Raw genomic sequence first — 24,539 nt, 5'->3', positions numbered from 1 at the left:
GCCCTCGCTCCGCTCGGTGGGGCTGCGGGCCCTGCACCGGTCGTGCGAAGGTGGCGGCCCGGCCAGTGCTGCGACCGACGGAGTTCGCCATGCGCTTCCTCTTCCGGCCCCCGGCCACCGAGGCGGCCGAGCTGCTCGGCCTGCCCTGGGACCGACCGCTCGAGGAGTGGGACGACAGCCTGCTGCTCGAGGTGCCGCAGCGCGGCATCTCCCGGCACGTCGTGCGGTTCGTCGCCGCCGGCGGGCACGTCTACGCGCTCAAGGAGATCGCCGAGCGGCTGGCCCGGCACGAGTACGGGCTCCTGGCCCGCTTCGAGGAGGAGGGGCTGCCGGCGGTCAGCGTGCTGGGCATCTGCGTCGACCGCCCCCTCGACCAGCAGGCGATCCTGGTGACCCGCTACCTCGAGTACTCGATGTCCTACCGGTGGCTGTTCTCCCGCCCGCCGGGGGACCACTCCGCCGAGCAGCTGCTCGACACGATGGTCGTGCTGCTCGTGCGGCTGCACCTGGCCGGCGTCTTCTGGGGCGACTGCTCCCTGTCGAACACGCTGTTCCGGCTGGACGCGGGCACGCTGGCCGCCTACCTGGTCGACGCCGAGACCGTCGAGCGCTACCCGTCGCTCACCCCGGGGCAGCGCCGGCACGACGTCGACCTGGCCCGCGAGCGGGTCGGCGCCGAGCTGCTCGACCTCCGCTACGGCGGGCTGCTGCCCGAGGGCATCGACCCCGTCGAGGTCGCCGACAGCCTGCCGCCGCGCTACGAGTCGCTGTGGGAGGAGGTCACCCGGGAGGAGACCTTCTCGCCCAACGAGCAGCAGTACCGCGTCGCCGAACGGCTCCGGCGGCTCAACGAGCTCGGCTTCGACGTCGGGGAGGTGGAGATCGTCACCTCGCCGGAGGGCGCCCGGCTGCGCGTGGAGACCCGGGTCTCCGAGCCCGGGCACAACCGGCGGGAGCTGTTCCGGCTCACCGGCCTGGAGGTGCAGGAGCGGCAGGCGCAGCGGCTGCTCAACGACGTCCGCGCCTACCGGGCGCACCTGGAGCAGCGCACCGGCGAGCCGGTGCCCGAGCCGACGGCGGCGCACCGCTGGCTGGCCGACGTCTACCAGACGGTGATGGCCGCCATTCCGCCCGAGCTGGCCGGCCGGCTCGCCCCGGCGGAGATCTTCCACGAGGTGCTCACGCACCGCTGGCTGCTCTCCGAGCGGGCCGGCCGGGACGTCGGGACGGCGGAGGCGGCGCGCTCGTACGCGCAGAACGTCCTCCCGCGCACACCCCCCGAGGTCACCACACCGTCGGTCATCGCCGAGCGCGCGACCGGCCGCTGAGCGGCGCGTACGGCCGCCGCGCCGGGCGGGAACGGCATCGGTCACGGCGCGGTATCGGTTCGAATTGACAGCCCCTGTGGCCTGCACCACGCTCCGAGCACCCCTCTTGATCAGCTCGCGAGGCGCCAACGGAGGCGATGACCGATGCCGAACGCTCCTGGCCGTTCCGGATCCCGGGGGCGCGCTCCCGCGCCTGCGAGGGCGGTGCCCCGATCAGGGCGACGAGGGATGGCCGGCGCCGCTGCGCTGCTGGTGGCGGCGGGCACCCTCGCCGCCTGCGGCGGCGACAGCGGCGGACCGCCGACCCTGACCTGGTACACCAACCCCGACGCCGGCGGGCAGGCCGAGATCGCGTCCCGGTGCACCGACGCCGCCGAGGGGCGCTACCGGATCAGCACCGCGGTCCTGCCGCGGGACGCGGCCGGGCAGCGCGAGCAGCTGGTCCGCCGCCTCGCCGCCTCGGACTCCTCGATCGACATCATGAGCCTGGACCCGCCGTTCATCCCGGAGTTCGCCGAGGCCGACTTCCTCGCCCCGGTGCCCGACGACGTCGCCGAGCGGGTGACCGAGGGCGTCGTGCAGAGCGCCGTCGAGGGCTCGACCTGGCGGGACGAGCTGGTCGCCGTCCCGTTCTGGGCCAACACGCAGGTGCTCTGGTACCGCGCCTCGGTCGCCGAGGCCGCGGGGCTGGACATGAGCCAGCCGGTGACGTGGGACGACGTCATCCAGGCCGCCCAGGACCAGGACGTGCTGATCGGCGCGCAGGGGGCCCGGGCCGAGTCACTCACCGTGTGGTTCAACGCGCTCATCGAGTCCGCCGGCGGCTCGATCATCGACGAGAACGCCGACGCCCCCGAGGACATCACCCTGGGCCTGGACACCGAGCCCGGGCGCCGCGCGGCGGAGGTCATGCGGGCGGTGGCCGACTCCGGCCAGGTCTCCTCGGCCTTCTCCACCGAGAACGAGGACGCCTCGGCCACCGGGTTCGAGGGCGAGCGCGGCGGCTTCCAGGTCAACTACCCCTTCGTCTACGCCCGCGGTCAGGGTGCGGTGGAGGCGGGCAGCCTGGAGCAGTCGGTGGTCGACGACTACGCCGCCGCGGTCTACCCCCGCGTCGACGAGGACACCCCGGCCGCCCCGCCGTACGGCGGCATCAACCTCGGCATCGGCGCCTTCAGCGCGCACACCGACCTCGCCTTCGAGGCGGCCGAGTGCATCGTGAGCGAGGAGAACCAGGCGTACTACTTCGTGCACGACGGCAACCCGGCGTCGAAGGCCGCGGTCTTCGACGACCCGGACGTGCAGGAGGCGTTCCCGCAGGCCGACGTCATCCGGGAATCGCTCGAACTGGCCGCCCCGCGGCCGCAGACCCCGTACTACAGCGAGGTCTCCGGCGGCATCCAGCGCGAGTACCACCCGCCGGCGTCGGTGGACCCGGAGTCCACCCCCGCGACGGCCACGGAGTTCATCACCGCCGTCCTGGCAGGAGAGCAGTTGCTATGACGCAGACGACGATGCCCCCGACGGAGAAGACGCAGCCGGTCTCCGCCCCGCACGGCACGATCAGCGACCGGTCGAAGGCCGAGCGCAAGCTCGGCTGGCTGCTGGCCGGCCCGGCGTTCTTCGTGATGCTGGCCGTCACGGCCTACCCGATCCTGCAGGCCGCCTACGAGTCGCTGTTCTCCTACCGGCTCACCGACCCGGACAACCGGTCGTTCACCGGCCTGGACAACTACTGGGTGATCCTGACCGACAGCCTGTGGTGGAAGGCCCTGGGCGTGACGATGCTCATCACCGTCGTCACGGTGCTGGTCGAGCTGGTCCTCGGCTTCGCGCTGGCGATGGTGATGGCCAAGGCGCTGTCCTCGATCCGGCCGATCATCCGGGCGGCCATCCTCATCCCGTACGCGGTGATCACCGTCGTCTCGGCGTTCGCCTGGCAGTTCGCCTTCGACATCAACACCGGGTTCGTGAACAGCTGGTTCGCCTGGCTGCCCGGCGTCTCCGCCGACACCGACTGGTTCGGCGGGACGTGGCACCTCGCTGCTGGTGATCTGCCTGGCCGAGATCTGGAAGACCACGCCGTTCATCTCGCTGCTGCTGCTCGCGGGCCTGGCCCAGGTGCCCGAGGTGCTGCAGGAGGCGGCGAAGGTCGACGGCGCGACCTGGTGGCAGCGGCTGTGGCGGGTGACGCTGCCGAACATGAAGGCGGCGATCATGGTCGCGCTGCTGTTCCGCACCCTGGACGCCTTCCGCGTCTTCGACACGATCTTCGTGATGACCAACGGTGCCAACAGCACCGAGTCGGTGTCCTTCCTGGCCTACCGGCAGACCATCTCGCGGCTGGAGATCGGGCTGGGCTCGGCCGTCTCCGTGCTGCTCTTCCTGTCCGTGGTGCTGCTCGCCACGATGTTCATCAAGGCCTTCAAGGTCGACCTGGCCTCCGCGAGAGGGGAAGGCTGATGTCCCGCAAGGAGAAGACCTGGTGGTGGATCGGCGGGGCGGCGATCCTCGTCTACTGCCTGTTCCCGATCGCCTGGATCGTGTCGGTCTCGTTCAAGAAGCCGTCCGACCTGGCCAACAAGTCGTTCCTGCCCGACGGCGGGACCTGGGAGAACTACAAGGGCATCTTCACCGGCAGCGGCGGTGACCTGTTCCTGCCGGCGCTGCGCAACAGCTTCGGCATCTGCCTGATCGCCACCGCGATCTCCTGCCTGCTGGCGATGTTCGCCGCCTACGGCATCGCCCGGCTGGACTTCCCGGGCAAGAAGCTGATCCTCTCGACCGCGCTGGTCGTGGCGATCTTCCCGGTGATCTCGATCGTGACGCCGCTGTTCAACGTGTGGCGGCAGATCGGGCTCTACGACACCTGGCCCGGCCTGATCATCCCGTACCTGTCGCTGACCCTCCCGATCTCGATCTGGACGATGTCGGCGTTCTTCCGTGAGATCCCGTGGGAGATGGAGCAGGCGGCGCAGGTCGACGGCGCGACCACCTGGCAGGCGTTCCGCAAGGTGATCGTCCCGCTGGCGGCGCCCGGGGTGTTCACCACCGCGATCATCGCCTTCTTCATCGCCTGGAACGACTTCGTCTACGGCATCTCGCTGACCTCGACCAGCGCGGCCCGTCCGGTGCCCGCCGCACTGGGCCTGTTCTCCGGTGCCTCGCAGTTCGAGGACCCGACCGGTGCGATCGCCGCGGCCGCCGTGGTCGTGACGATCCCCGTCGTCCTCCTGGTCCTGCTCTTCCAGCGGCGCATCGTCGCCGGCCTCACCAACGGCGCGGTGAAGGGATGACCCCCGCACCGGCGCCCCGGCTCACCCCCACCCCACCCACCCAGCGAGGGGACTCCTGATGGCCTCGATCGAGATGAAGAACATCGTCAAGCAGTACGGCGACGGGTTCCCCGCGGTGAACGACGTCAGCCTGGACATCGCCGACGGCGAGTTCATGATCCTGGTCGGGCCGTCGGGCTGCGGGAAGTCGACGCTGCTGCGGATGATCGTCGGCCTGGAGGACATCACCAGCGGCGACATGCTCATCGGCGGCAAGCGGGTCAACGACCTCGCGCCGCGGGACCGGAACCTGTCGATGGTCTTCCAGAACTACGCCCTCTACCCGCACATGACGGTGTTCGAGAACATCGCCTTCCCGCTGCGGCTGGCCAAGATGCCCGACGACGAGGTGCGCCGCCGCGTCACCGAGGCCTCCGACGTCCTGGAGCTCAAGGACCACCTCGAGCGCAAGCCGGCCAACCTCTCCGGTGGCCAGCGGCAGCGCGTGGCCATGGGCCGGGCCATCGTCCGGCAGGCCGAGGCGTTCCTCTTCGACGAGCCGCTGTCCAACCTCGACGCCAAGCTGCGCGGTCAGATGCGCACCGAGATCTCGCGGCTGCAGCGCCGGCTGGGCATCACCACGGTCTACGTCACCCACGACCAGACCGAGGCCATGACCCTCGGCGACCGGGTCTGCGTCCTGCGCAAGGGCAAGATCCAGCAGGTCGCCTCCCCGCGGGAGCTCTACGAGCAGCCGGTCAACCTGTTCGTCGCCGGGTTCATCGGCTCGCCGCCGATGAACTTCCTGCCGGCGACGCCGAAGGGCGACCGGCTGGAGACGCCGTTCGGCGAGATCGTGCTGGACGAGAAGCGGGCCGCCGCCGTCGCCGGCCACGAGCTGCTGCTGGTCGGCATCCGGCCGGAGTACTTCGAGGACGCCTCCCTGGTGGAGGAGGCCAAGCGGCCGCACGGCTCGGTCTTCACGGCCCGGGTCGACGTCACCGAGTGGCTGGGCGACTCGCAGTTCGCCTACATCCCCTACGACGCGCCCGAGTCGATCCGGAAGCAGCTGCGCGACCTGTCCCGCGAGCTGGACTCCGAGGAGCTGCGCACCCAGGCGATCGTCTCGATCGACTCCACCAGCCGGATCCGCGAGGGCCGCGAGGCGGAGTTCTGGCTGGACACCCGCAAGGTGCACGTCTTCGACCCGGAGACGGGGGAGAACCTCACCCGCGACGCCGAGGCCGGTGCCGAGCTCACCCGCATGGCCACCCAGGACCGGGAGGAGCAGCAGGAGCACGCGCGCGGGGAGTCCATCGGGGCGGCCTGAGCGAGGGGCCGGCGGGGGCGGCGCAGCCGGGTGCCCGCGGACGGCGCGGCTATCGTCGTCGGCGTGACCGAGCAGCCCGACCCCGTCGGCGCCCCGGCGGCCCGCCCCCGCACGCGGCTGCTGCTGCTCCTGGCCGCGGCGGTGCTGCTGGTGGACCTCGCGACCAAGCTGGTCGTCGTCGCCACGGTGGAGCCCGGCGAGGACATCACCGTCCTCGACGGGGTGCTGTACCTGACCCACCTGCGCAACACCGGTGCGGCGTTCTCCTTCGCCGAGGGCTTCACCGTCGTGTTCACGCTGGTGGCGCTGGCGGTCGTCGCGGTCATCGTGCGCACCGCCCGGCGGCTGTTCTCCACCGGCTGGGCGGTGACCCTCGGGCTGGTGCTCGGCGGCGCGGTCGGCAACCTGGTCGACCGCGTCTTCCGCGACCCGGGCTTCCTGCGCGGGGGAGTCGTGGACTTCATCGCCGTCCTCGACCCCGACGGGCGGGCCTGGCCGGTCTTCAACGTCGCGGACTCCGCGATCGTCTGCGGCGGGGTGCTGGGCGCGGTCCTGGCGTTCCGCGGGATCGACTTCGACGGCACCCGCGCCCACGCGGGGACGGCGGGCTCCACCGACCGGGACAGCCCGACCGTCACAATGGGGGAGTGACCAGCGCTCCCGGCTCTCCCGCGTCCGGGATCCACCGTGCCCTGCCCGTCCCCGACGGCCTCGAGGGGCAGCGGGTCGACCAGGCGCTGGCCCGCCTGTTCGGCCTGACCCGCAGCGTCGCGGCCGAGGTCGCCGACGCGGGGAACGTGCTGGTCGACGGCCGGGTCCGGGGCAAGGGCGACCGGGTCAGCGGGGGCAGCTGGCTCGAGGTCGAGCTGCCGCCACCCCCGGGCGAGCCGGTGGCGCCGCGGCCGGTGGAGGGCATGGCGATCCTGCACGACGACGACGACCTGGTCGTCGTCGACAAGCCCGTCGGGGTCGCCGCGCACCCGAGCCCCGGGTGGGACGGCCCGACCGTCATCGGCGGCCTCGCCGCCGCCGGCTACCGCGTCTCCACCTCCGGCGCCGCCGAGCGGCAGGGCGTCGTGCACCGCCTCGACGCCGCGACCACGGGCGTGATGGTCGTCGCCAAGAGCGAGCGCGCCTACACCGCCCTCAAGGCGGCGTTCAAGGAGCGCAGGGTCGAGAAGGGCTACCACGCGCTGGTGCAGGGGCACCCCGACCCCTCGCGGGGCACCATCGACGCGCCGATCGACCGGCACCCCCGGCACGACTGGCGGTTCGCGGTGGTCCAGGGCGGGCGCCCGTCGGTGACCCACTACGAGGTGATGGAGGCCTTCCCGGCCGCCAGCCTGGTCGACATCCGGCTGGAGACCGGGCGCACCCACCAGATCCGGGTGCACTTCTCGGCGCTCCGGCACCCCTGCGTCGGCGACACGACCTACGGCGCCGACCCGACCCTGGCGGCCCGCCTGGGCGTGAGCCGCCAGTGGCTGCACGCCGTCCGGCTCGGGTTCCCGCACCCCGCCGACGGCACCTGGGTGGAGTTCACCAGCGAGTACCCGGCCGACCTCGCCGGCGCGCTGGCCGTCCTGCGCGCCGAGGCCTGACCGGGCGGTGGGGGACCAGCCGTGAGCGGGCTGCCGGACTCGCTGGCCGACTTCGGCCCCGCCGCATTCGCGGCCGCGGTCGTCGCCGTCTACCTGGTCGTCGGTGAGCCGGTCGCGGGCCACGTCCTGCACCGCCGCTTCGAGGGCCGGCTGCGGAGCGACCCCGGCGCCCGGCGCTCCTTCTACGGCCGGCTGCTGGTCCTCGAGTGGGGCCTGGCGCTGCTGGCGCTGGTCGTGTGGCTCTCCGCCCCCGGCGTGGACGCCGCCGCCGTCGGGCTGGCCTGGCCGCGGTCGCCCGGCCCGCTGACGCTGCTGCTCGTCGTCCTCGTGCTGCTCTTCGTCGGCGCCTCCACCCGGGCGCTGCGGGGCGGTGCGCTCACCGAGGCCCCGCAGCCCGTGCGGCCCGCGGCCGGGAGCCGGGCCGGCCGGCACGCCGAGCCGCCCGGGCAGGCGACGCTGGCGCTGCTGCCCCGGACGCCGGGGGAGCGCCGGCTGTTCACCGTCGTCGGGCTGACCGCCGGCATCTGCGAGGAGTGGCTCTACCGCGGCTTCTTCCTCGCCGTCGTGGCAGCGGTCGCCGGGGGCCTGCCCTCGGCCGTGCTCGTGCTCGTCGCGGCGGTCGCGTTCGGCCTGGCGCACGCCTACCAGGGCCGCGCCGGCATCGTGCTCACCGGCGTGCTCGGCGGGGTGATGGCCGCCCTCTACCTCGGGACCGGGTCGCTGCTGCTCCCCGTGCTGCTGCACGCGGCCATCGACCTACGCTTCCTGCTCGTGCCCACCCGCGCCCTGCCCGCCGGACGACCGGCGTGGTGACCGCACGCGTCGCCTGGCCCCGCCGACTGGCCCGAGATCGCCGCCCTGCGCACCCGCGTCTTCGTCGAGGAGCAGGGGGTGCCGCCCGAGATCGAGCTGGACGAGCGGGACGCCACCGCCGTCCACGTGCACGCCCGGGACGACGCCGGACGCGTCGTGGCGACCGGGCGGCTGCTGCTCCCCGACGACGGCGGGACGACGGCGTCCCTGGGGCGGATGGCGGCCGACGCCTCGGCGCGGGGCCGCGGGTACGGCGCCGCCGTGCTGGCCGAGCTGCACCGCCAGGCCGTGCTCGGCGGGATGACCGCGATCGAGCTGCACGCGCAGCTCACCGCCCGCGGCTTCTACGAGCGGGCCGGCTACACCGCCGTCGGGGACGAGTACCTCGAGGCCGGTATCGCGCACGTCACCATGCGCCGCGAGCTGCCGTGACGCCGCTCCGGCCTGCGCTGCCGCGGGCGGACGGGGCGGGTGTGACGGATCGGTCCGGCCGGGCGCCGACACGTCCTGTCAGACCCTCGGCGTAGACAGCTTCCAGTGCGAGGATCGAGGGCACCCCGAGCCACCTCTCCCGAGGCCTCGCACACCGGTCTTCCCCACCGGTCGCCCACCGGAGGACCGCCGGCCGGGCACGCACGACCACCGAGGAGCACCGACCGCCCGTGAGTTCGTCCGATTCGTTCGCGCACCTGCACGTGCACACCGAGTACTCGATGCTCGACGGTGCGGCCAAGCTGCCCGAGGTGACGAAGGCGGCCGCCGAGCAGGGCATGCCGGCGCTGGCCATGACCGACCACGGCAACGTCTTCGGGGCCTACGACTTCTACAAGCAGGCCACCAGCGCGGGCGTGAAGCCGATCATCGGCATGGAGGGGTACTACACCCCGGGCTCGCGGTTCGACCGCGCCCCGTTCGACTTCGGCGACAAGCTCCTCGACGAGGAGGGCGACGGCGGCTCCAACCGGGGCAAGGCGGCGTACACGCACATGACGCTGCTGGCCCGCACCACCGAGGGGATGCACAACCTCTTCCGCATCTCCTCGCTGGCCAGCCTCGAGGGGCAGTACCGCAAGCCGCGCTTCGACCGCGACCTGCTCGAGCGCTACGGCGCGGGCCTGATCGCCACGACCGGCTGCCCGTCGGGCGAGGTCAACATGTGGCTGCGCGCGGGCAAGGAGGACAAGGCGCGCCAGGCGGCGGCGGACTTCCAGGACATCTTCGGGAAGGAGAACTTCTACGCCGAGCTGATGGACCACGGCCTGTCCATCGAGAAGAAGACCCGCCCGGCGCTGATGGCGATCGCCAAGGACCTCGGCATCCCGCTGCTGGCCACGAACGACCTGCACTACACGCACAAGGAGGACTCGGCCGCCCACGACGCCCTGCTGTGCATCCAGACCGGTTCGCGGCTCAACGAGCCCAACCGCTTCCGGTTCAACGGCGACGGCTACTACCTGAAGAGCGCCGCGGAGATGCGTGCGCTGTTCCCCGGTGAGCTGGCGGTGGCCTGCGACAACACGCTGCTGGTCGCCGAGCAGTGCGAGGTGACCTTCACCGAGGGCGCCGACCTCATGCCGCGCTTCCCCCTGCCCGAGGGGGAGGACGAGACCTCCTGGTTCATCAAGGAGGTGGAGCGCGGGCTGCACAAGCGCTACCCCAACGGCATCCCGGACCACGTCCGCAAGCAGGCCGACTACGAGACCGGGATCATCTGCCAGATGGGCTTCCCGGGGTACTTCCTCGTGGTCGCCGACTTCATCAACTGGGCCAAGGACAACGGCATCCGCGTCGGCCCCGGCCGTGGCTCGGCCGCCGGCTCGCTGGCCGCGTTCGCGATGGGCATCACCGATCTCGACCCGCTGGCCCACGGCCTGATCTTCGAGCGGTTCCTCAACCCCGAGCGCGTCTCCATGCCCGATGTCGACATCGACTTCGACGACCGCCGCCGCGGCGAGGTCATCCGGTACGTGTCGGAGAAGTACGGCGAGGAGCGGGTCAGCCAGATCGTCACCTACGGGACGATCAAGGCCAAGGCCGCGATCAAGGACGCCGCCCGCGTGCTCGACCGGCCCTACTCGGTCGGGGACGAGCTCACCAAGCTCATGCCGCCGGACGTCATGGGCAAGGGCATCCCGCTGTCGGGGGTCTTCGACCCGGCGCACCCCCGCTACAAGGAGGCCGCGGAGTTCCGCGCCCGCTACGAGTCCGACCCCGGTGCCGCGGAGGTCGTCGACCAGGCGAAGAAGCTCGAGGGCCTGAAGCGGCAGTGGGGCGTGCACGCCGCCGGCGTCATCATCGGCCGCTACCCGCTGATCGACTCCATCCCGATCATGCGCCGCGAGGCCGACGGCGCGGTCATCACGCAGTTCGACTACCCGACCTGCGAGACGCTCGGCCTGCTCAAGATGGACTTCCTGGGCCTGCGCAACCTCACCGTCCTCGACGACGCGCTGCGCAACATCGTGATCAACGGCAAGGAACCGGTCGACCTCGACGAGATCAGCAAGGACCTCACCGACCCGGCGACCTACGCCCTGCTCTCCCGGGGCGAGACGCTCGGGGTCTTCCAGTTCGACGGCGGCCCCATGCGCTCGCTGCTGCGGCTCATGCGGCCGGACAACTTCGAGGACATCTCCGCCGTCGGCGCGCTCTACCGGCCCGGCCCGATGGGTGCGAACTCGCACACCAACTACGCGCTGCGCAAGAACGGCCAGCAGGAGATCACGCCGATCCACCCCGAGCTGGCCGAGCCGCTCGAGGAGATCCTGGGCGGCACCTACGGCCTGATCGTGTACCAGGAGCAGGTCATGGCGATCGCGCAGAAGGTCGCCGGGTACTCCCTCGGCAAGGCCGACCTGCTGCGCCGGGCGATGGGCAAGAAGAAGAAGTCCGTCCTGGACGCGGAGTTCGTCGGGTTCGAGGCCGGCATGAAGGCCAACGGCTTCTCCGCCGCGGCGATCAAGACGCTCTGGGACATCCTGGTCCCGTTCGCCGACTACGCGTTCAACAAGGCGCACTCGGCGGCCTACGGCCTGATCTCCTACTGGACGGCCTACCTCAAGGCGAACTACCCGGCCGAGTACATGGCCGGCCTGCTCACCAGCGTGCAGGACGACAAGGACCGCCGGCCGGTCTACCTGGCCGAGTGCCGCCGGATGGGCATCAAGGTGCTGCCGCCGGACGTCAACGAGTCCTCCTGGGACTTCACCGCCGTCGGCAACGACATCCGCTTCGGCCTGGCCTCGGTGCGCAACGTCGGGACCAACGTCGTCGACTCGATCGTCAAGACGCGCGAGGAGAAGGGCGCGTTCAAGGACTTCCCCGACTTCATGAAGAAGATCGACACGGTGGCCTGCAACAAGAAGGTCATCGAGTCCCTGGCCAAGGCCGGCGCCTTCGACTCCATGGGGCACTCGCGGCAGGGCATCGTCGCCATCCACGCGCAGGCCGTGGACTCGGCGATGGGGCTCAAGCGCAAGGAGGCCGAGGGCCAGTTCGACCTGTTCGGCAGCTTCGGCGAGGGTGACGCGGCCGAGGACCCGTTCGGCAGCGCGCTGGACATCGTCATCCCGACCGCCGACTGGTCGAAGAGCGAGCGGCTGGTGTTCGAGCGGGACATGCTCGGCCTCTACGTCTCCGACCACCCGCTGCACGGCGTGGAGCACGTGCTCGCCCAGAACGCCGACACCCCGATCGCCGAGATCAACGCCGGCGGGGTCGAGGACGGCGCGAACGTCACCATCGCCGGCATCCTCACCGCGGTCTCGCCGCGCACCAACAAGCAGGGCGCGCCCTGGGCGATCGCGACGCTGGAGGACCTCGAGTCCGGCATCGAGGTGCTCTTCTTCCCCAAGACCTGGGCGGAGGTCTCGGAGAAGGTCGTCCGCGACCAGATCGTCGTGGTCAAGGGCCGGATCAGCCGCCGCGACGACCAGCCCTCGCTGTTCGGCTCCGAGGTGACGCTGCCCGAGCTGACCGAGGGGCCGCGCGGCCCGGTGCTGGTCTCGATGGCGGCCGCGCGCTGCACCCCGCCGGTGGTGGAACGTCTCCGCGAGGTCCTGGGCAGCCACCCGGGCACCACCGAGGTGCAGCTCAAGCTGGTCAACGGCAGCCGCGAGACCGTGCTGCGCCTGGACCAGGGCCTCCGGGTCCGGCCGAGCACCGCGCTGATGGGCGACATCAAGGCGCTGCTCGGGCCCACCAGCGTCGCGATCCTGTGACCACCCCGCCGCCGGCACCGGTGCTGCCCGACCTCGTCGCGGCGGCGGCGGCCACCGACCGCTGGCAGCCCCGGCAGGAGCTGCGCGCGGACCTGCGCGCCGCGGTCTGGCTGGTCCTGGGTCTGGCCGCGGCCGGCGTGCCGGCCGGGCTGGTGTGGTGGCTGCTCGCGCCGCGGGCGGACTTCCGGATCACCGAGGACGGCCCGGTCGTGGTCGGCTCCCCGTCCGCGGAGCTGCTGGTGGCCGACGACGCCGTCTTCGTGCTGGTCATGGCCGTGGTCGGGCTGCTCGCCGGCGTCGTCGCCTGGCTGCTGCGCCGCCACCGCGGCGTCGCCCTGCTCGTCGCCCTCGCACTGGGGGCGACCGCCTGCGGGGTGGTGGCCTGGCTGGTCGGCGAGCTGTTCGGCGAGGGGCCGACGGCGGCCGAGCTGGCCGACGTCGGCGGCACGGTCACCACCGGCCTGGACCTGGGGGCGCTGGCCGCGCTCGCCGTGGCGCCGTTCGTCGCGCTGCTGGGGTACGTGGTCGGCGTGGTGATCAACGCCGACGACGGCCTGGGCCGGACGGGGACGCCCCCGGTCAGTTGACCGTCATGGGGGTGGCGAAGCGCTGCAGCGGTGCCGGGACCGCCCCCAGCTCGCGCAGCAGCGTGAGCTCGCGCCGCAGCAGCCGCGTCTCCGCCGCCAGCCGGCGCCGGGTGGTCGACTCGGCCAGCAGCACCTGCCGGTCCTCGGTGGTGAGCAGCGCCGCCGAGGCGACCAGCCAGGACAGCGCCGCGGGGTCGTCGGCCACCGCCGCGAGCAGTGCGGCCCGCTCGGCGTCCTCCCCGCCGCTGCCGGCCCCGAGGTCGGCGACCTCGTCGACGTAGTCGGTGAACAGCTCCTGCACGCCCGAGGCCAGCACCGCCAGCGAGCCCCGGGCGACCGAGGCGGCCACCGCGTCGAGGTCCTCGTCGCACTCGGCCGGGCCCTGCGCGGTCGCCGTGCCGGGGAGGGCCAGGCCGTCGGCGTCGCCCGCGGCCTCCTCGGCCGCCTCCTCGTCGGCGAGCCACTCGACCTCGCCCTGCAGGTAGGGCGGGTCCTCGCCGACGACGACGTCGCGCAGCCGGAACCGGTCGCCGCCCACGGTGACGATGCGGAAGCCGCCGTCGGCCTGCGGGCGCACCAGCTGCAGCCGCGCGGTGCAGCCGATGTCGTACAGCGCCTCGGCCGGCGCCACGCGCTCGACCTCCCAGCCCTGCCGGATCGCGACGACACCGAAGAACCGCTGCTCGCTCTCCTCCGGCATCGCCAGCAGGTCGAGCACCAGCCGCCGGTAGCGCGGCTCGAAGACGTGCAGCGGGAGGACGACACCGGGGAACAGGGGAGTGCCGAGCGGGAACAGCGGGATCAACTCACCCATCCCGGCAGCCTACGGGCCGCTGACTACGCTGGGACTCCGTCCCACCCCACCCCTCCCGGAGGCAACCCGTGCTCGCCCGCATCGACCTGCGCGGAACCGCGCTGCCGGGATTCCGCGAGCTCGCCGGCCTGCTGCCGCGCGCCGCCACCGACATCGACTCCGTCCTGGCCACCGTCCGACCGCTGTGCGAGGACGTGCGCATCCGGGGCGCCCAGGCGGTCCGCGAGATCACCGCGCGGCTCGATGGCGTGGACAACGAGGACTTCGCCGTCCCGCAGGCGGCACTGGACCGCGCGCTGGCCGAGTGCGACCCGACGCTGCGTGCCGCCCTGGAGGAGGCGATCGCGCGGGTCCAGCGGGTGCACGCCGACCAGCGCCGCGCCGACGTCACCACCGAGGTGGTGCCCGGCGGGACGGTCACCGAGCGCTGGGTCCCGGTCCGCCGGGTCGGGCTGTACGTCCCCGGCGGCCTCGCCCCGCTGCTGTCCAGCGTGGTCATGAACGTCGTCCCCGCGCAGATCGCCGGCGTGGAGTCCATCGCCGTCGCCTCCCCGCCGCAGCGCGACCACGGCGGCCTGCCCGACCCGGGCGTCCTGGCCGCCTGCGCGCTGCTGGGCATCACCGAGGTCTACGCCGTCGGTGGGGCGCAGGCCGTGGCCGTCTTCGGGTACGGCGCGGGCTCCTGCGAGCCGGTGGACATGGTCACCGGCCCCGGCAACGTCTACGTGACCGCTGCCAAGCGGCTGCTGCGCGGGATCATCGGCATCGACTCCGAGGCCGGCCCCACCGAGGTCGCGATCCTCGCCGACGAGACCGCCGACCCCGCGCACGTCGCGGCCGACCTGATCAGCCAGGCCGAGCACGACCCGCTCGCCGGAGCGGTGCTGGTCACCGACAGCGAGGCGCTCGCCGACGCCGTCCTCGCGCTCGTGCCGGGGCAGGTCGCCGCCACCAAGCACTCCGACCGGATCAACACGGCGCTGCACGGCAGCCAGTCCGGCATCGTCCTGGTCGACGACATCGACGCCGGGCTGCGCGTGGTCGACGCCTACGCCGCCGAGCACCTCGAGATCCAGACCCGGGACGCCCGGGCCGTCGCCGGCCGGGTGCGCAACGCCGGCGCGGTCTTCGTCGGCGCCTGGTCGCCGGTGTCGCTCGGCGACTACGCCGCCGGCTCCAACCACGTGCTGCCCACCGGCGGCTGCGCGCGGTTCTCCAGCGGCCTGTCGGTGCAGTCCTTCCTGCGCGGCATCCACGTCATCGAGTACGACGAGCAGGCGCTCGCCGGCGTCGCCGGGCACATCGACGCCCTCGCCGGTGCCGAGGACCTGCCCGCGCACGCCGCCGCGGTCCGGATCCGGCAGCGCACGTGACGTCGATGGACGAGCTCCCGCTGCGGCCGGAGCTGCGGGGGCGCACGCCCTACGGCGCCCCGCAGGTGCCGGCGCAGCATCGGCTGAACACCAACGAGAACCCGCACCCGCTGCCCGACGAGCTGCTCGCCGACCTCGGCGCGGCGCTCGGGCACGCGGCGCTGGAGCTCAACCGCTACCCCGACCGGGACGCCGTCGAGCTGCGCGCCGACCTCGCCGCCTACCTCACCCGGTCGGCCGGGACGCCGGTCGACCCGGCGCAGGTGTGGGCGGCCAACGGCTCCAACGAGGTGCTCCAGCAGATCCTGCAGGCCTTCGGCGGGGCGGGCCGCACCGCGCTGGGCTTCACGCCGTCGTACTCGATGCACCCGATCATCTCGGCGGGCACCGGCACCGGCTGGGTGGACGGGCACCGGCGGGCGGACTTCACGATCGACCCGGCCGCCGCCGTCGCCCAGGTGCGCGAGGTGGCGCCGCACGTCGTCTTCGTGACCAGCCCGAACAACCCGACCGGCACCGCCCGTCCCGCTGGCCACGATCGAGGCGCTGTACGAGGCGACCTCGGGCGTGCTGGTCGTCGACGAGGCCTACGCCGAGTTCGCCCGCACCGGGACGCCGTCGGCGCTGACCCTGCTCCCGGGGCGGCCGCGGCTGATCGTGAGCCGGACGATGAGCAAGGCGTTCGGGATGGCCGGGCTGCGGCTGGGCTACCTCGCCGCCGACCCCGCCGTCGTCGACGCGCTGCAGCTGGTGCGGCTGCCCTACCACCTGAGCTCGCTCACCCAGGCCGCCGCGCGGGCCGCGCTGGCGCACACCGACGCGCTGCTGGCGACGGTGGACGCGGTGCGGGCGCAGCGGGACCGGATCGTCGCCGCGCTGCCGGCGCTGGGCCTGACCAGCGTGCCCAGCGACGCCAACTTCGTGCTCTTCGGCCGGTTCGCCGACGCGCCCGCCACCTGGCAGGCGCTGCTCGACCGCGGCGTGCTGGTCCGCGACGTCGGGCTGCCCGGCTGGCTCCGGGTTCACCGCCGGCACCGCCGCCGAGACCGACGCCTTCCTCACCGCGCTGGGTGAGGTCGCGCCGGATCACCGCCTCGTTCTGGGAGACTGAGCTCATGACCGCACCTGCACGTCGCACCGCCCGGGTGGAGCGCGCGACCAGCGAGACCAAGCTGGTCGTCGAGCTCGACCTCGACGGCACGGGCACCAGCTCGATCAGCACGGGCGTCGGCTTCTACGACCACATGCTCACCGCGCTGTCCAAGCACAGCGGCATCGACCTCACGGTGCAGGCCGACGGCGACCTGCACATCGACGCGCACCACACCGTCGAGGACGTCGCGATCGCGCTCGGCCAGGCGTTCGCCGAGGCCCTGGGCGACAAGCGCGGCATCACGCGGTACGGCGACGCCACCATCCCGATGGACGAGGTGCTGGCGCAGGCCGCCGTCGACCTGTCGGGCCGGCCGTACTTCGTGCACGCCGAGCCCGAAGGCATGACGCCGATGATCGGGCCGGACTACCCGACGTCGCTGACCAAGCACGTGCTCGAGTCGTTCGCGTTCAACGCGCGGATCAGCCTGCACGTGCGGGTGCTCTACGCCGGCCGGGACGCCCACCACATCGTCGAGGGCCAGTTCAAGGCGCTGGCCCGCGCGCTGCGCCAGGCCGTGGCGCTGGACCCCCGCGTCACCGACGTGCCCTCGACCAAGGGTGCCCTGTAACCGGTGAACTCCGGGCTGATCCTGCTGGTGTTCGGCGGCTTCCTCCTCGGCGGCGCGTGGAGCATCTGGAGCGTCGACGAGGACGACCCCCGCCGGAGCACCCCGCAGGTGGTGTTCGCCGTCGTCCTGCTGCTGGCGGCGCTGCTGGCGTCCGCGGCGGGCGTGCTCCGGCTCGTCTGACCCGCGGATGAGCGGGGCGGACGAGCAGCGCCTCCTGCGCACCGTGCTCGCCGACCCGACGGTCGCGGCGGTGCTCGACCGGGCGCCGGCCCTGGGCGTGGCCGACTGGTGGCTCACCGCCGGGGTGCTGTTCCAGACGGTGTGGAACGACCTCACCGGCCGCCCGCCCGGGACCGGCATCCGCGACGCCGACCTCTTCTACTTCGACGAGGACACCTCGTGGGAGGCGGAGGACGTCGTCATCCGGGCCGGGGCGGAGCTGTTCGCCGACCTGCCCGTGCCCGTGGAGATCCGCAACGAGGCGCGGGTGCACCTCTGGTACGCCGACCACTTCGGGACGCCGGCCCCGCCGTTCCGCGACTGCGCCGACGCCATCGACTCCTTCGCCGCGGTCTGCTGCGCCGTGGGCGTCACGGTGGACGCCTCCGGCGAGCCGCGGGTGTACGCGCCGTACGGGCTCGACGACCTGTTCGGGCTGGTCGTGCGCCCCAACCCGCGGCTGGCGCCGCGGGCGGTCTACGAGGCCAAGGCGGCGCGCTGGCTGGGGGAGTGGCCGGAGCTGACCGTGCTGCCGTGGGACGCGGCGGTACCGATACCGCACCGCTGACCCGGGCGCACCCCGGGCCGGGGTGCCTCTCCCTCATCCGGGTGATGATCATCTGCGTCCGCTCGGCTGCGGGCCGCCGCGGGACGACCAGATGATCATGGTCCTCCGCATGCAGCAGTCGCTGCCCGCCGCCCCGGCCGACCCACGGTCGGCCGACGCGCAGCTCCGCCTCGGTGACGTGCTCCTCGAGCAGGGCGTGATCACCCGCGACCAGCTGCGCGAGGCCCTCGACGGCCACCGGCAGGTCGGTGAACCCCTCGGTGCCGTCCTGCTCGCGCGGGGAGCGATCACCCGCCGGCAGCTCTACACCGCGCTCGCCCAGGTGTGGGGCGCCGACATCACCTTCCTCGACTCCGACGACGTCGACCCGGAGCTCGCCCGGCTGTTCCCCGCCGATCTGCTCGCCCGCGAGCTGTGGCTGCCGGTGCGGATCGAGCAGTCTGCCGACGGCGGCCGGCAGGTCGTCGTCGCCGTCGCCGGTCGCCCGTCGGTGCACATCGCCGACGAGGTCGCCGCCCGCACCGGCATCCCCCGGGTGCGGCAGGTGGTGACCTCCGACTGGGACGTGCACCGCGGCCTGCGCACCGCCTGGCGCGACGAGCTGGTGCACACCTCGGTGCGCGCGCTGGCCGAGCAGCGCCCCGCTGAGTCCGCGTCGCAGGTGTTCGTGTGGTGGCAGATCGCGCTCGCCGTCGGCCTGGTCGCGGGCACCACGCTGTCGGCCGTCCTGTGGTTCTCCGCCACGGCGCTCGTCGTCGTGGCGGTGCTCAACGTCTCCGTCGCGCTCGCCGTGGGCGCGAAGGCCCTGATCAGCACGGTCGGCACCGCGTACGAGACCGTCGAGCAGGTCACCGACGAGGAGGTCGCCGCGCTCGTCGACGCCGACCTGCCGCGGTACTCGATCCTCGTGCCGGTCTACAAGGAGGCCGGGATCGTCGGGTTGCTCATGCGCAACCTCGCCGCGCTGGACTACCCGCGGGAGAAGGTGGAGATCCTCCTGCTGCTCGAGGAGGACGACGAGGAGACCCTCGCCGCCGCGCTGGCCGCCGCCCCGCCGGACATCGTCCGGATCATCGTGGTCCCGCACTCGCTGCCCAAGACCAAGCCGAGGGCCTGCAACGTGGGCCTGACCTTCGCCCGCGGCGAGTTCGTGGTCATCTACGACGCCGAGGACCGCCCGGACCCCGACCAGCTGAAGAAGGCCGTCGTCGCGTTCGGCAAGGGCGGCGAGGACCTGGCGTGCGTGCAGGCCGCGCTGAACTACTTCAACGCCACCGAGAACGTGCTCACCCGCATGTTCACCCTCGAGTACTCCTCGTGGTTCGACTACACGCTGGCCGGCCTGGACAAGCTGCGGCTGCCGATCCCGCTCGGCGGCACCAGCAACCACTTCCGGGCCGGCGCGCTGCGCGAGCTCGGCGGCTGGGACCCCTACAACGTCACCGAGGACGCCGACCTGGGCATCCGCGCCTCGGCCCGCGGCTACCGGGTCGCCGTCGTCAACTCCACGACGTACGAAGAGGCCAACATGGCCGTCGGCAACTGGATCCGGCAGCGCAGCCGCTGGGTCAAGGGCTACATGCAGACGGTGCTGGTGCACAGCCGCCGGCCGGTGGCGCTCTTCCGCAGCGTCGGGGCCCGGCAGACCGCCGGGTTCGCCCTGCTCATCGGCGGCACCCCGCTGATGTTCCTGGCCACGCCCTGGCTGTACGCCTTGTTCGTCGTGGACCTCGTCCGGCCCGGGCTGCTGGTGTCCGCCCTGCCGCAGTGGCTGGTGACGGTCAGCCTGGGCAACCTGCTGCTCGGCAACGGCGTGATCATCTACCTGTCGCTGCTCGCCGGGTTCAAGCGGCGCAACTACCGGCTGGTGCCCTTCGCGCTGCTGTCCCCGCTGTACTGGCTGCTGCACTCGGTCGCGGCCTACAAGGCGGCCTGGCAGCTGGTCACCAAGCCGTTCTACTGGGAGAAGACGACGCACGGGCTGTCCAGCCACGTCGCCCCCGGCCCGGCGGCGACCGCCACCGACCGGGCGGACGACCAGTGACCACCGTGCCGTCGCCGCTCGCTCCGCTTCCGCACCGGCGGCGCACCGCCGTCTCCCCGGTCGATGCGTCTCCGGTCGCTGCCGGCGCCGCACCTCGGTCCGTTCCCCTGGGCCGGGTGAGCGCGGCCGCGCTGCTCGCAGTCGGCGCGGTCGCGGGCGGGCTGCTGGTCGCCGGCCGGCCCTGGCAGGACGCGCTGCTGCCGGGGTTCGCGCTGCTGCTCGCCGCCTACGGGGCGGTCTTCTGCCTGCGGGCGGTGACCGTCACCGGCTTCCTCGCGGGCTCCGCCGGGGCCGGACTGGTGATCGCCGGATCGATCCCGCTGCTCGGGGCGCTGGCGGTGGCCGGGGTGCTCGCCGTCGCGTGCGGCGGGGCGCCCGAGTGGCGCCGGGTGGAGGCCTGGCAGTCCGACCGCGCCCGGATGGGTGACTCCGCCCCGGGGCCGGTCGGTCGGCTGTGGCGCTGGGACCCGCGTGGCCGCGGCCTTCCTGGTGCTGTCCTTCCCGCCGGCCATGGCGGCCTTCGCGGAGTTCTTCATCGCCTGGAGCACCTCGCGCTGAGGCCCGTGCCCCGGCCGGGCAGCCGGTGCGCCCGCATGCGCACGAGCGTGGCCTCCCGCCCGCCGGAGACCACGCTCGTGCGCATCCGCGCGACCGGTGGGCTGGTGGTGGCCGTCGCAGCGCCTCGGGGGAATCCCCGGCGGGGCCGCTGCGCTGGTCGGTAGCGTGGCAGGCGTGAAGAAGGTGGCGGTCCTCGACTACGGGTCGGGCAATCTGCGCTCGGCGGAGCGCGCGCTCGCGCGGGTGGGGGCCGACGTCACCGTCACCTCCGACGCGCAGACCGCGCTCGAGGCCGACGGTCTCGTCGTCCCCGGCGTCGGCGCGTTCGCCGCGTGCATGGAGGGCCTCAAGGCCGTCGACGGCGCGCGGATCATCGACCGCCGGCTGGCCGGCGGTCGTCCGGTGCTCGGCATCTGCGTCGGCATGCAGATCCTCTTCGAGCGCGGCGTCGAGCACGGTCACGATGCGGAGGGCTGCGGCGAGTGGCCCGGCGTCGTCGAGCCGCTCCGGGCCCCGGTGCTGCCGCACATGGGCTGGAACACCGTCGACGTCGCCCCCGGCAGCGTGCTCTTCGACGGGATCGAGGACGAGCGCTTCTACTTCGTGCACTCCTACGGCGTCCGCGAGTTCACCCTCGGTCAGGACGACCTGCCCTCGCCGCTGCCCAAGCCGAAGGTCACCTGGGCCGAGCACGGCGACCGGTTCGTCGCGGGCATCGAGAACACCGCGCTGTCGGCGACGCAGTTCCACCCGGAGAAGAGCGGCGACGCCGGCGCCCAGCTGCTCACCAACTGGCTGGGCACGCTCGCCTGATCAGGGCAGCGCGAGCAGCCGCAGGGCGAGGAAGCCCGGGCGGGTGCTCAGCTTCGCGGCCTCCTCGGGCCAGCGCTGCCGCATGCTCTCCGGCGGCCGCGGCTCGACCAGCCGCTGGATGACGAACCCGGCGTCGGTGGCCGCGGCGCAGAGGTCGGACAGCGGCTCGCGCCAGAACTGCACCTCGTGCCGCCCCGACAGCATCGACCAGGCGTCGGTCTCCAGGACGCGGTCGAAGTAGGAGCCGCCCTTGCGCAGCCAGTCGGTGGTCGGGTGCTGGGTGGAGACGACGGCAGCACCGCCGGGCTTCAGGACCCGGCGCATCTCGGCGAAGGCGGCGCGCTCGTCCGCGACGTAGTGGATCGCGAGGGCGCAGACGACCAGGTCGACGGAGGCGTCGGGGTAGGGGAGGGGCTCGTCCAGCCGGGCGACGCGGATCTCGGCGCGGTCGCCGACCCGCGCCCGCGCCAGCTCCACCATGGCGCTGCTGGCGTCGAAGCCGACGACCTCCGCGCCGCGCGCCAGCAGCTCCTCGGCGTAGAGGCCCGGCCCGCACCCGGCGTCCAGCACCCGCAGGCCGGTGACGTCGCCCAGCAGCTCCAGCACGGCCGGCCGGTCGTAGTGGGCGTTGTAGGCGCCGTCCTCGGCGTGCGCCAGGAACTCGTCGGCCATGGACTCGTAGGGGCGCCAGAGCTCGTCGGTCACCGGGCGACCCTAGTGGCGCGGGTCACCACCGGCCGCGGTGCACGACCTCGTCCAGGCCGCGTCGCCCGCGCCGCAGCGAGGGGGAGCGGCGGTCGCCCTCGCCGGGGTAGCCGATCGACAGGCAGCCGACCGGCCGGTACTCCCCGGGCACCCCGAACGCGGCGCGCAGCGCGTCCACCTTGTCCCCGGGCACGCCGAAGAAGCAGGCGCCGAGCCCCTCGTCGACGGCGGTCAGCAGCACGAGCAGCGACGCCATCCCGGCGTCGACGTCCCAGTACGGCACCGGCCAGCGCGCCTCGTCGCGGTCGGTCCAGCCCTTGTCCGGCTCGGCGTACCGGTCGAGGTAGGCCTGCTTGTTCGCGAACGGCACGACCAGCAGCGGCGCCCGGCGCATCCGCGTCAGCCAGGCGTCCGGCGCGCCGGCGTCGGTGGTCGCCGTCCAGAAGCGGTCCCGGTCCTCGTCGTCCTCCAGCACCAGGAACGCCCAGCCCTGGCTGAACCCGGCCGAGGGCGCCCGGATGGCGTGCGCCAGCAGCCGCTCCCGCACCTCCGGCGGCACCGGCCGGTCGGGGTCGTAGTCGCGCACCATGCGACGGCGGCGGACCACCTCTGCGAACTCCACGGCGACAGCCTGCCGCAGAACTCCGATGACATCGCTCCTAGGCTGGTCACCGTGCCGAAGCTGCAGCTGCTCCCCGCCGTCGACGTCGCCGACGGACAGGCCGTGCGCCTCGTCCAGGGGGAGGCCGGGAGCGAGACCTCCTACGGCGACCCGCTCGAGGCCGCCCTCCAGTGGCAGCGCGACGGCGCCGAGTGGGTCCACCTGGTCGACCTGGACGCCGCCTTCGGCCGCGGCAGCAACCGCGAGCTGCTGGCCCGCGTCGTCGGTGAGCTGGACGTCGACGTCGAGCTCTCCGGCGGCATCCGGGACGACGAGTCGCTGGCCGCGGCGCTGGCCACCGGCTGCCGCCGGGTCAACCTGGGCACCGCGGCGCTGGAGTCGCCCGAGTGGTGCGCCCGCGCCATCGCCGAGCACGGCGACCGCATCGCCGTCGGGCTGGACGTGCGCGGCACCCGGCTGGCCGCCCGCGGCTGGACGCAGGAGGGCGGCGAGCTCTACGAGACCCTCGCCCGCCTGGACGCCGAGGGCTGCGCCCGCTACGTCGTCACCGACATCACCAAGGACGGCACGCTCAAGGGCCCGAACCTGGAGCTGCTGCGCGAGGTCTGCGCCGCGACGCCGCGCCCGGTCATCGCCTCCGGCGGCGTGAGCTCGCTGGACGACATCCGCGCCCTGGCCGGGTTGACCGCCGTCGGCGTCGAGGGCGCCATCGTCGGCAAGGCCCTGTACGCCGGCGCCTTCACCCTGCCGCAGGCCTTGCGGATCACCGAGGAGCTCGCGTGAGCGTGGTGCGGCTGGGCTCGGGCAGCCCGTGGGAGGCGGTGGTCGGCTACAGCCGCGTCGTCGTCCGCGGTGACACCGCCTGGGTCAGCGGCACCACCTCCACGGTGGACGGCGAGGTCGCCCACCCCGGCGACGCCGCCGCGCAGACCCGGCAGGCGCTCGCGATCATCGAGCAGTCGCTGGAGCGGGCCGGGTTCACCATGGCCGACGTCGTCCGCACGCGGCTGTTCGTCACCGACATCTCCCGGTGGGAGGAGGTCGGGCGGGTGCACGGCGAGGTCTTCGGCGACATCCGGCCGGCCACCTCGATGGTGCAGGTCGCCGCCCTCATCGACCCCGCCCACCTGGTCGAGATCGAGGCCGACGCGGTGCGGGGGGCCGGGGCATGAGCGTGTCGGTGCGCGTCATCCCGTGCCTGGACGTCGACCAGGGCCGGGTGGTCAAGGGCGTCAACTTCGTCGACCTGCGCGACGCCGGCGACCCGGTCGAGATGGCCCGGGTCTACGACGCCGAGGGCGCCGACGAGCTCACCTTCCTCGACATCAGCGCCAGCTCGGGCAACCGGGAGACGACCTACGACGTCGTCCGCCGCACCGCGGAGAGCGTGTTCATCCCGCTCACCGTCGGCGGCGGCGTGCGCACGGTCGAGGACGTCGACCGGCTGCTGCGGGCCGGCGCGGACAAGGTCGGCGTCAACACCGCCGCCGTCGCCCGGCCGGAGCTGATCGCCGAGATCGCGCACCGGTTCGGCAGCCAGGTGCTGGTGCTGTCGGTCGACGCCCGCCGCGTGCGCGACGGCGCGGCCACCGATTCGGGCTTCGAGATCACCACGCACGGCGGGCGCCAGGGCACCGGCCGGGACGCCGTCGAGTGGGTGGTGCGGGCCGCCGAGCTCGGTGTCGGCGAGGTGCTGCTCAACTCGATGGACGCCGACGGCACCCAGGCCGGCTTCGACACCGAGCTGATCCGCGCGGTGCGCCGCGAGGTGACCGTGCCGGTGATCGCCAGCGGGGGAGCCGGCAAGGTCGAGGACTTCCCGCCCGCGGTCGAGGCCGGCGCCGACGCCGTCCTCGCCGCGAGCGTCTTCCACTTCGGCAAGCTGCGGGTCGGCGACGTCAAGGCCGAGCTGTCCCGCGCGGGGATCCCGGTCCGGTAGCGCCCC

General features: G+C 73.3%; 27 protein-coding genes and 1 pseudogene. 23 read left to right on the top strand and 5 right to left on the bottom strand.

The annotated features are described in order from the left end of the window. Positions 1 to 89 precede the first annotated feature (89 nt). Together JKP76_RS16395 and JKP76_RS16390 are read left to right on the top strand one after the other, a co-directional pair. Positions 90 to 1,328 carry a DUF4032 domain-containing protein gene (locus JKP76_RS16395; RefSeq protein WP_200491943.1) on the top strand — a complete coding sequence of 413 codons (1,239 nt, stop codon included), beginning with the start codon at positions 90 to 92 and terminating at the stop codon, positions 1,326 to 1,328. Positions 1,329 to 1,556: 228 nt separating this feature from the next. Further along, the gene (locus JKP76_RS16390) at positions 1,557 to 2,831 is read left to right on the top strand and encodes an extracellular solute-binding protein (RefSeq protein WP_242471981.1); all 1,275 of its coding nucleotides are present in this window, start codon (positions 1,557 to 1,559) and stop codon (positions 2,829 to 2,831) included. Here the strand turns inward: JKP76_RS16390 and JKP76_RS21450 are convergent. Beyond that, positions 2,797 to 2,970, bottom strand: a complete 174-nt coding sequence (locus tag JKP76_RS21450; protein WP_242471980.1) for a hypothetical protein — start codon at positions 2,968 to 2,970, stop codon at positions 2,797 to 2,799. The two genes, JKP76_RS16390 and JKP76_RS21450, sit on opposite strands and share 35 nt — an antisense overlap. A gap of 90 nt (positions 2,971 to 3,060) precedes the next feature. Beyond that, complete coding sequence (locus JKP76_RS21445; protein WP_242471979.1) at positions 3,061 to 3,342, bottom strand: hypothetical protein; 282 nt, start codon at positions 3,340 to 3,342, stop codon at positions 3,061 to 3,063. A 35-nt stretch (positions 3,343 to 3,377) separates the two neighbouring features. On the opposite strand from JKP76_RS21445, the gene JKP76_RS21440 reads away from it, so the two are divergent. The 9 genes from JKP76_RS21440 (at position 3,378) to JKP76_RS16345 (ending at position 13,154) form a co-directional block, all read left to right on the top strand. Next, on the top strand, positions 3,378 to 3,791 hold the full coding sequence (locus JKP76_RS21440) for a sugar ABC transporter permease (protein WP_309233021.1): 414 nt from the start codon (positions 3,378 to 3,380) through the stop codon (positions 3,789 to 3,791). Then, entirely contained in the window at positions 3,791 to 4,624 is an 834-nt protein-coding gene (locus JKP76_RS16380) for a carbohydrate ABC transporter permease (RefSeq protein ID WP_200491941.1), read from the top strand. Before JKP76_RS21440 ends, JKP76_RS16380 begins: the two co-directional genes overlap by 1 nt. 58 nt (positions 4,625 to 4,682) lie before the next feature. Further along, a complete protein-coding gene (locus JKP76_RS16375; protein WP_200491940.1) occupies positions 4,683 to 5,933 on the top strand; it encodes an ABC transporter ATP-binding protein in 1,251 nt (416 codons plus the stop codon). A 63-nt stretch (positions 5,934 to 5,996) separates the two neighbouring features. Further along, complete coding sequence (lspA, locus tag JKP76_RS16370) at positions 5,997 to 6,584, top strand: signal peptidase II (protein WP_200491939.1); 588 nt, start codon at positions 5,997 to 5,999, stop codon at positions 6,582 to 6,584. After that, positions 6,581 to 7,534 (top strand): RluA family pseudouridine synthase, encoded by a 954-nt coding sequence (locus JKP76_RS16365; protein ID WP_309229620.1) that lies wholly within the window; start codon positions 6,581 to 6,583, stop codon positions 7,532 to 7,534. Before lspA ends, JKP76_RS16365 begins: the two co-directional genes overlap by 4 nt. 21 nt (positions 7,535 to 7,555) lie before the next feature. After that, positions 7,556 to 8,347 (top strand): CPBP family intramembrane glutamic endopeptidase, encoded by a 792-nt coding sequence (locus tag JKP76_RS16360; RefSeq protein ID WP_200491938.1) that lies wholly within the window; start codon positions 7,556 to 7,558, stop codon positions 8,345 to 8,347. A gap of 36 nt (positions 8,348 to 8,383) precedes the next feature. Continuing rightward, positions 8,384 to 8,779 carry a GNAT family N-acetyltransferase gene (locus JKP76_RS16355; RefSeq protein WP_200492595.1) on the top strand — a complete coding sequence of 132 codons (396 nt, stop codon included), beginning with the start codon at positions 8,384 to 8,386 and terminating at the stop codon, positions 8,777 to 8,779. Positions 8,780 to 9,009: 230 nt separating this feature from the next. Further along, the gene (gene dnaE, locus JKP76_RS16350) at positions 9,010 to 12,567 is read left to right on the top strand and encodes a DNA polymerase III subunit alpha (protein WP_200491937.1); all 3,558 of its coding nucleotides are present in this window, start codon (positions 9,010 to 9,012) and stop codon (positions 12,565 to 12,567) included. Next, complete coding sequence (locus tag JKP76_RS16345; RefSeq protein ID WP_200491936.1) at positions 12,564 to 13,154, top strand: DUF2567 domain-containing protein; 591 nt, start codon at positions 12,564 to 12,566, stop codon at positions 13,152 to 13,154. The genes dnaE and JKP76_RS16345 overlap by 4 nt, the downstream gene beginning before the upstream one ends. On the opposite strand, the gene JKP76_RS16340 is transcribed toward JKP76_RS16345, so the two are convergent. Next, positions 13,147 to 13,968, bottom strand: coding sequence for an LON peptidase substrate-binding domain-containing protein (locus tag JKP76_RS16340; protein ID WP_200491935.1), 822 nt, complete (start codon positions 13,966 to 13,968; stop codon positions 13,147 to 13,149). The genes JKP76_RS16345 and JKP76_RS16340 overlap by 8 nt on opposite strands. 68 nt (positions 13,969 to 14,036) lie before the next feature. Here JKP76_RS16340 and hisD point away from each other — a divergent pair, with 68 nt between their 5' ends. The 9 genes and pseudogenes from hisD to hisH all read left to right on the top strand — a co-directional run bounded on the left by hisD (position 14,037) and on the right by hisH (position 21,267). Next, entirely contained in the window at positions 14,037 to 15,341 is a 1,305-nt protein-coding gene (gene hisD, locus JKP76_RS16335) for a histidinol dehydrogenase (protein WP_200491934.1), read from the top strand. 5 nt (positions 15,342 to 15,346) lie between these two features. Further along, positions 15,347 to 15,805: pseudogene (locus JKP76_RS22685) on the top strand (aminotransferase class I/II-fold pyridoxal phosphate-dependent enzyme); the annotation flags it as partial. Positions 15,806 to 15,908: 103 nt separating this feature from the next. After that, the gene (locus tag JKP76_RS22680) at positions 15,909 to 16,415 is read left to right on the top strand and encodes an aminotransferase class I/II-fold pyridoxal phosphate-dependent enzyme (RefSeq protein WP_309233071.1); all 507 of its coding nucleotides are present in this window, start codon (positions 15,909 to 15,911) and stop codon (positions 16,413 to 16,415) included. Between the two features lie 41 nt (positions 16,416 to 16,456). Beyond that, positions 16,457 to 17,065 (top strand): imidazoleglycerol-phosphate dehydratase HisB, encoded by a 609-nt coding sequence (gene hisB / locus JKP76_RS16325; protein ID WP_091767363.1) that lies wholly within the window; start codon positions 16,457 to 16,459, stop codon positions 17,063 to 17,065. Between the two features lie 3 nt (positions 17,066 to 17,068). Then, entirely contained in the window at positions 17,069 to 17,245 is a 177-nt protein-coding gene (locus JKP76_RS16320; RefSeq protein ID WP_200491933.1) for a hypothetical protein, read from the top strand. A gap of 7 nt (positions 17,246 to 17,252) precedes the next feature. Next, complete coding sequence (locus JKP76_RS16315) at positions 17,253 to 17,852, top strand: nucleotidyltransferase family protein (RefSeq protein ID WP_200491932.1); 600 nt, start codon at positions 17,253 to 17,255, stop codon at positions 17,850 to 17,852. Between the two features lie 91 nt (positions 17,853 to 17,943). Then, positions 17,944 to 19,896 (top strand): glycosyltransferase, encoded by a 1,953-nt coding sequence (locus JKP76_RS16310; RefSeq protein ID WP_207168316.1) that lies wholly within the window; start codon positions 17,944 to 17,946, stop codon positions 19,894 to 19,896. A gap of 116 nt (positions 19,897 to 20,012) precedes the next feature. Further along, entirely contained in the window at positions 20,013 to 20,618 is a 606-nt protein-coding gene (locus tag JKP76_RS16305; RefSeq protein WP_200491930.1) for a hypothetical protein, read from the top strand. A gap of 10 nt (positions 20,619 to 20,628) precedes the next feature. Further along, a complete protein-coding gene (gene hisH, locus JKP76_RS16300; RefSeq protein WP_200491929.1) occupies positions 20,629 to 21,267 on the top strand; it encodes an imidazole glycerol phosphate synthase subunit HisH in 639 nt (212 codons plus the stop codon). Here hisH and JKP76_RS16295 read toward each other — a convergent pair whose 3' ends face one another. Further along, positions 21,268 to 21,972, bottom strand: coding sequence for a class I SAM-dependent methyltransferase (locus JKP76_RS16295; RefSeq protein ID WP_200491928.1), 705 nt, complete (start codon positions 21,970 to 21,972; stop codon positions 21,268 to 21,270). It abuts the gene before it with no gap. A gap of 22 nt (positions 21,973 to 21,994) precedes the next feature. After that, a complete protein-coding gene (locus JKP76_RS16290) occupies positions 21,995 to 22,594 on the bottom strand; it encodes a nitroreductase family protein (RefSeq protein ID WP_200491927.1) in 600 nt (199 codons plus the stop codon). A gap of 51 nt (positions 22,595 to 22,645) precedes the next feature. Between JKP76_RS16290 and priA the strand changes: the two genes are divergently transcribed. The 3 genes from priA to hisF are packed head-to-tail and all read left to right on the top strand — an operon-like array spanning position 22,646 to position 24,533. Next, positions 22,646 to 23,377, top strand: coding sequence for a bifunctional 1-(5-phosphoribosyl)-5-((5-phosphoribosylamino)methylideneamino)imidazole-4-carboxamide isomerase/phosphoribosylanthranilate isomerase PriA (gene priA / locus JKP76_RS16285; protein ID WP_200491926.1), 732 nt, complete (start codon positions 22,646 to 22,648; stop codon positions 23,375 to 23,377). After that, on the top strand, positions 23,374 to 23,766 hold the full coding sequence (locus tag JKP76_RS16280; protein ID WP_200491925.1) for a RidA family protein: 393 nt from the start codon (positions 23,374 to 23,376) through the stop codon (positions 23,764 to 23,766). Before priA ends, JKP76_RS16280 begins: the two co-directional genes overlap by 4 nt. After that, complete coding sequence (gene hisF, locus JKP76_RS16275) at positions 23,763 to 24,533, top strand: imidazole glycerol phosphate synthase subunit HisF (protein WP_200491924.1); 771 nt, start codon at positions 23,763 to 23,765, stop codon at positions 24,531 to 24,533. The genes JKP76_RS16280 and hisF overlap by 4 nt, the downstream gene beginning before the upstream one ends. Positions 24,534 to 24,539 lie beyond the last annotated feature (6 nt).

The organism is Blastococcus sp. TML/C7B (genome assembly GCF_016612845.1).
Classification (GTDB): Bacteria; Actinomycetota; Actinomycetes; order Mycobacteriales; family Geodermatophilaceae; genus Blastococcus.
This window is presented reverse-complemented; position numbering and strand designations above follow the sequence as displayed.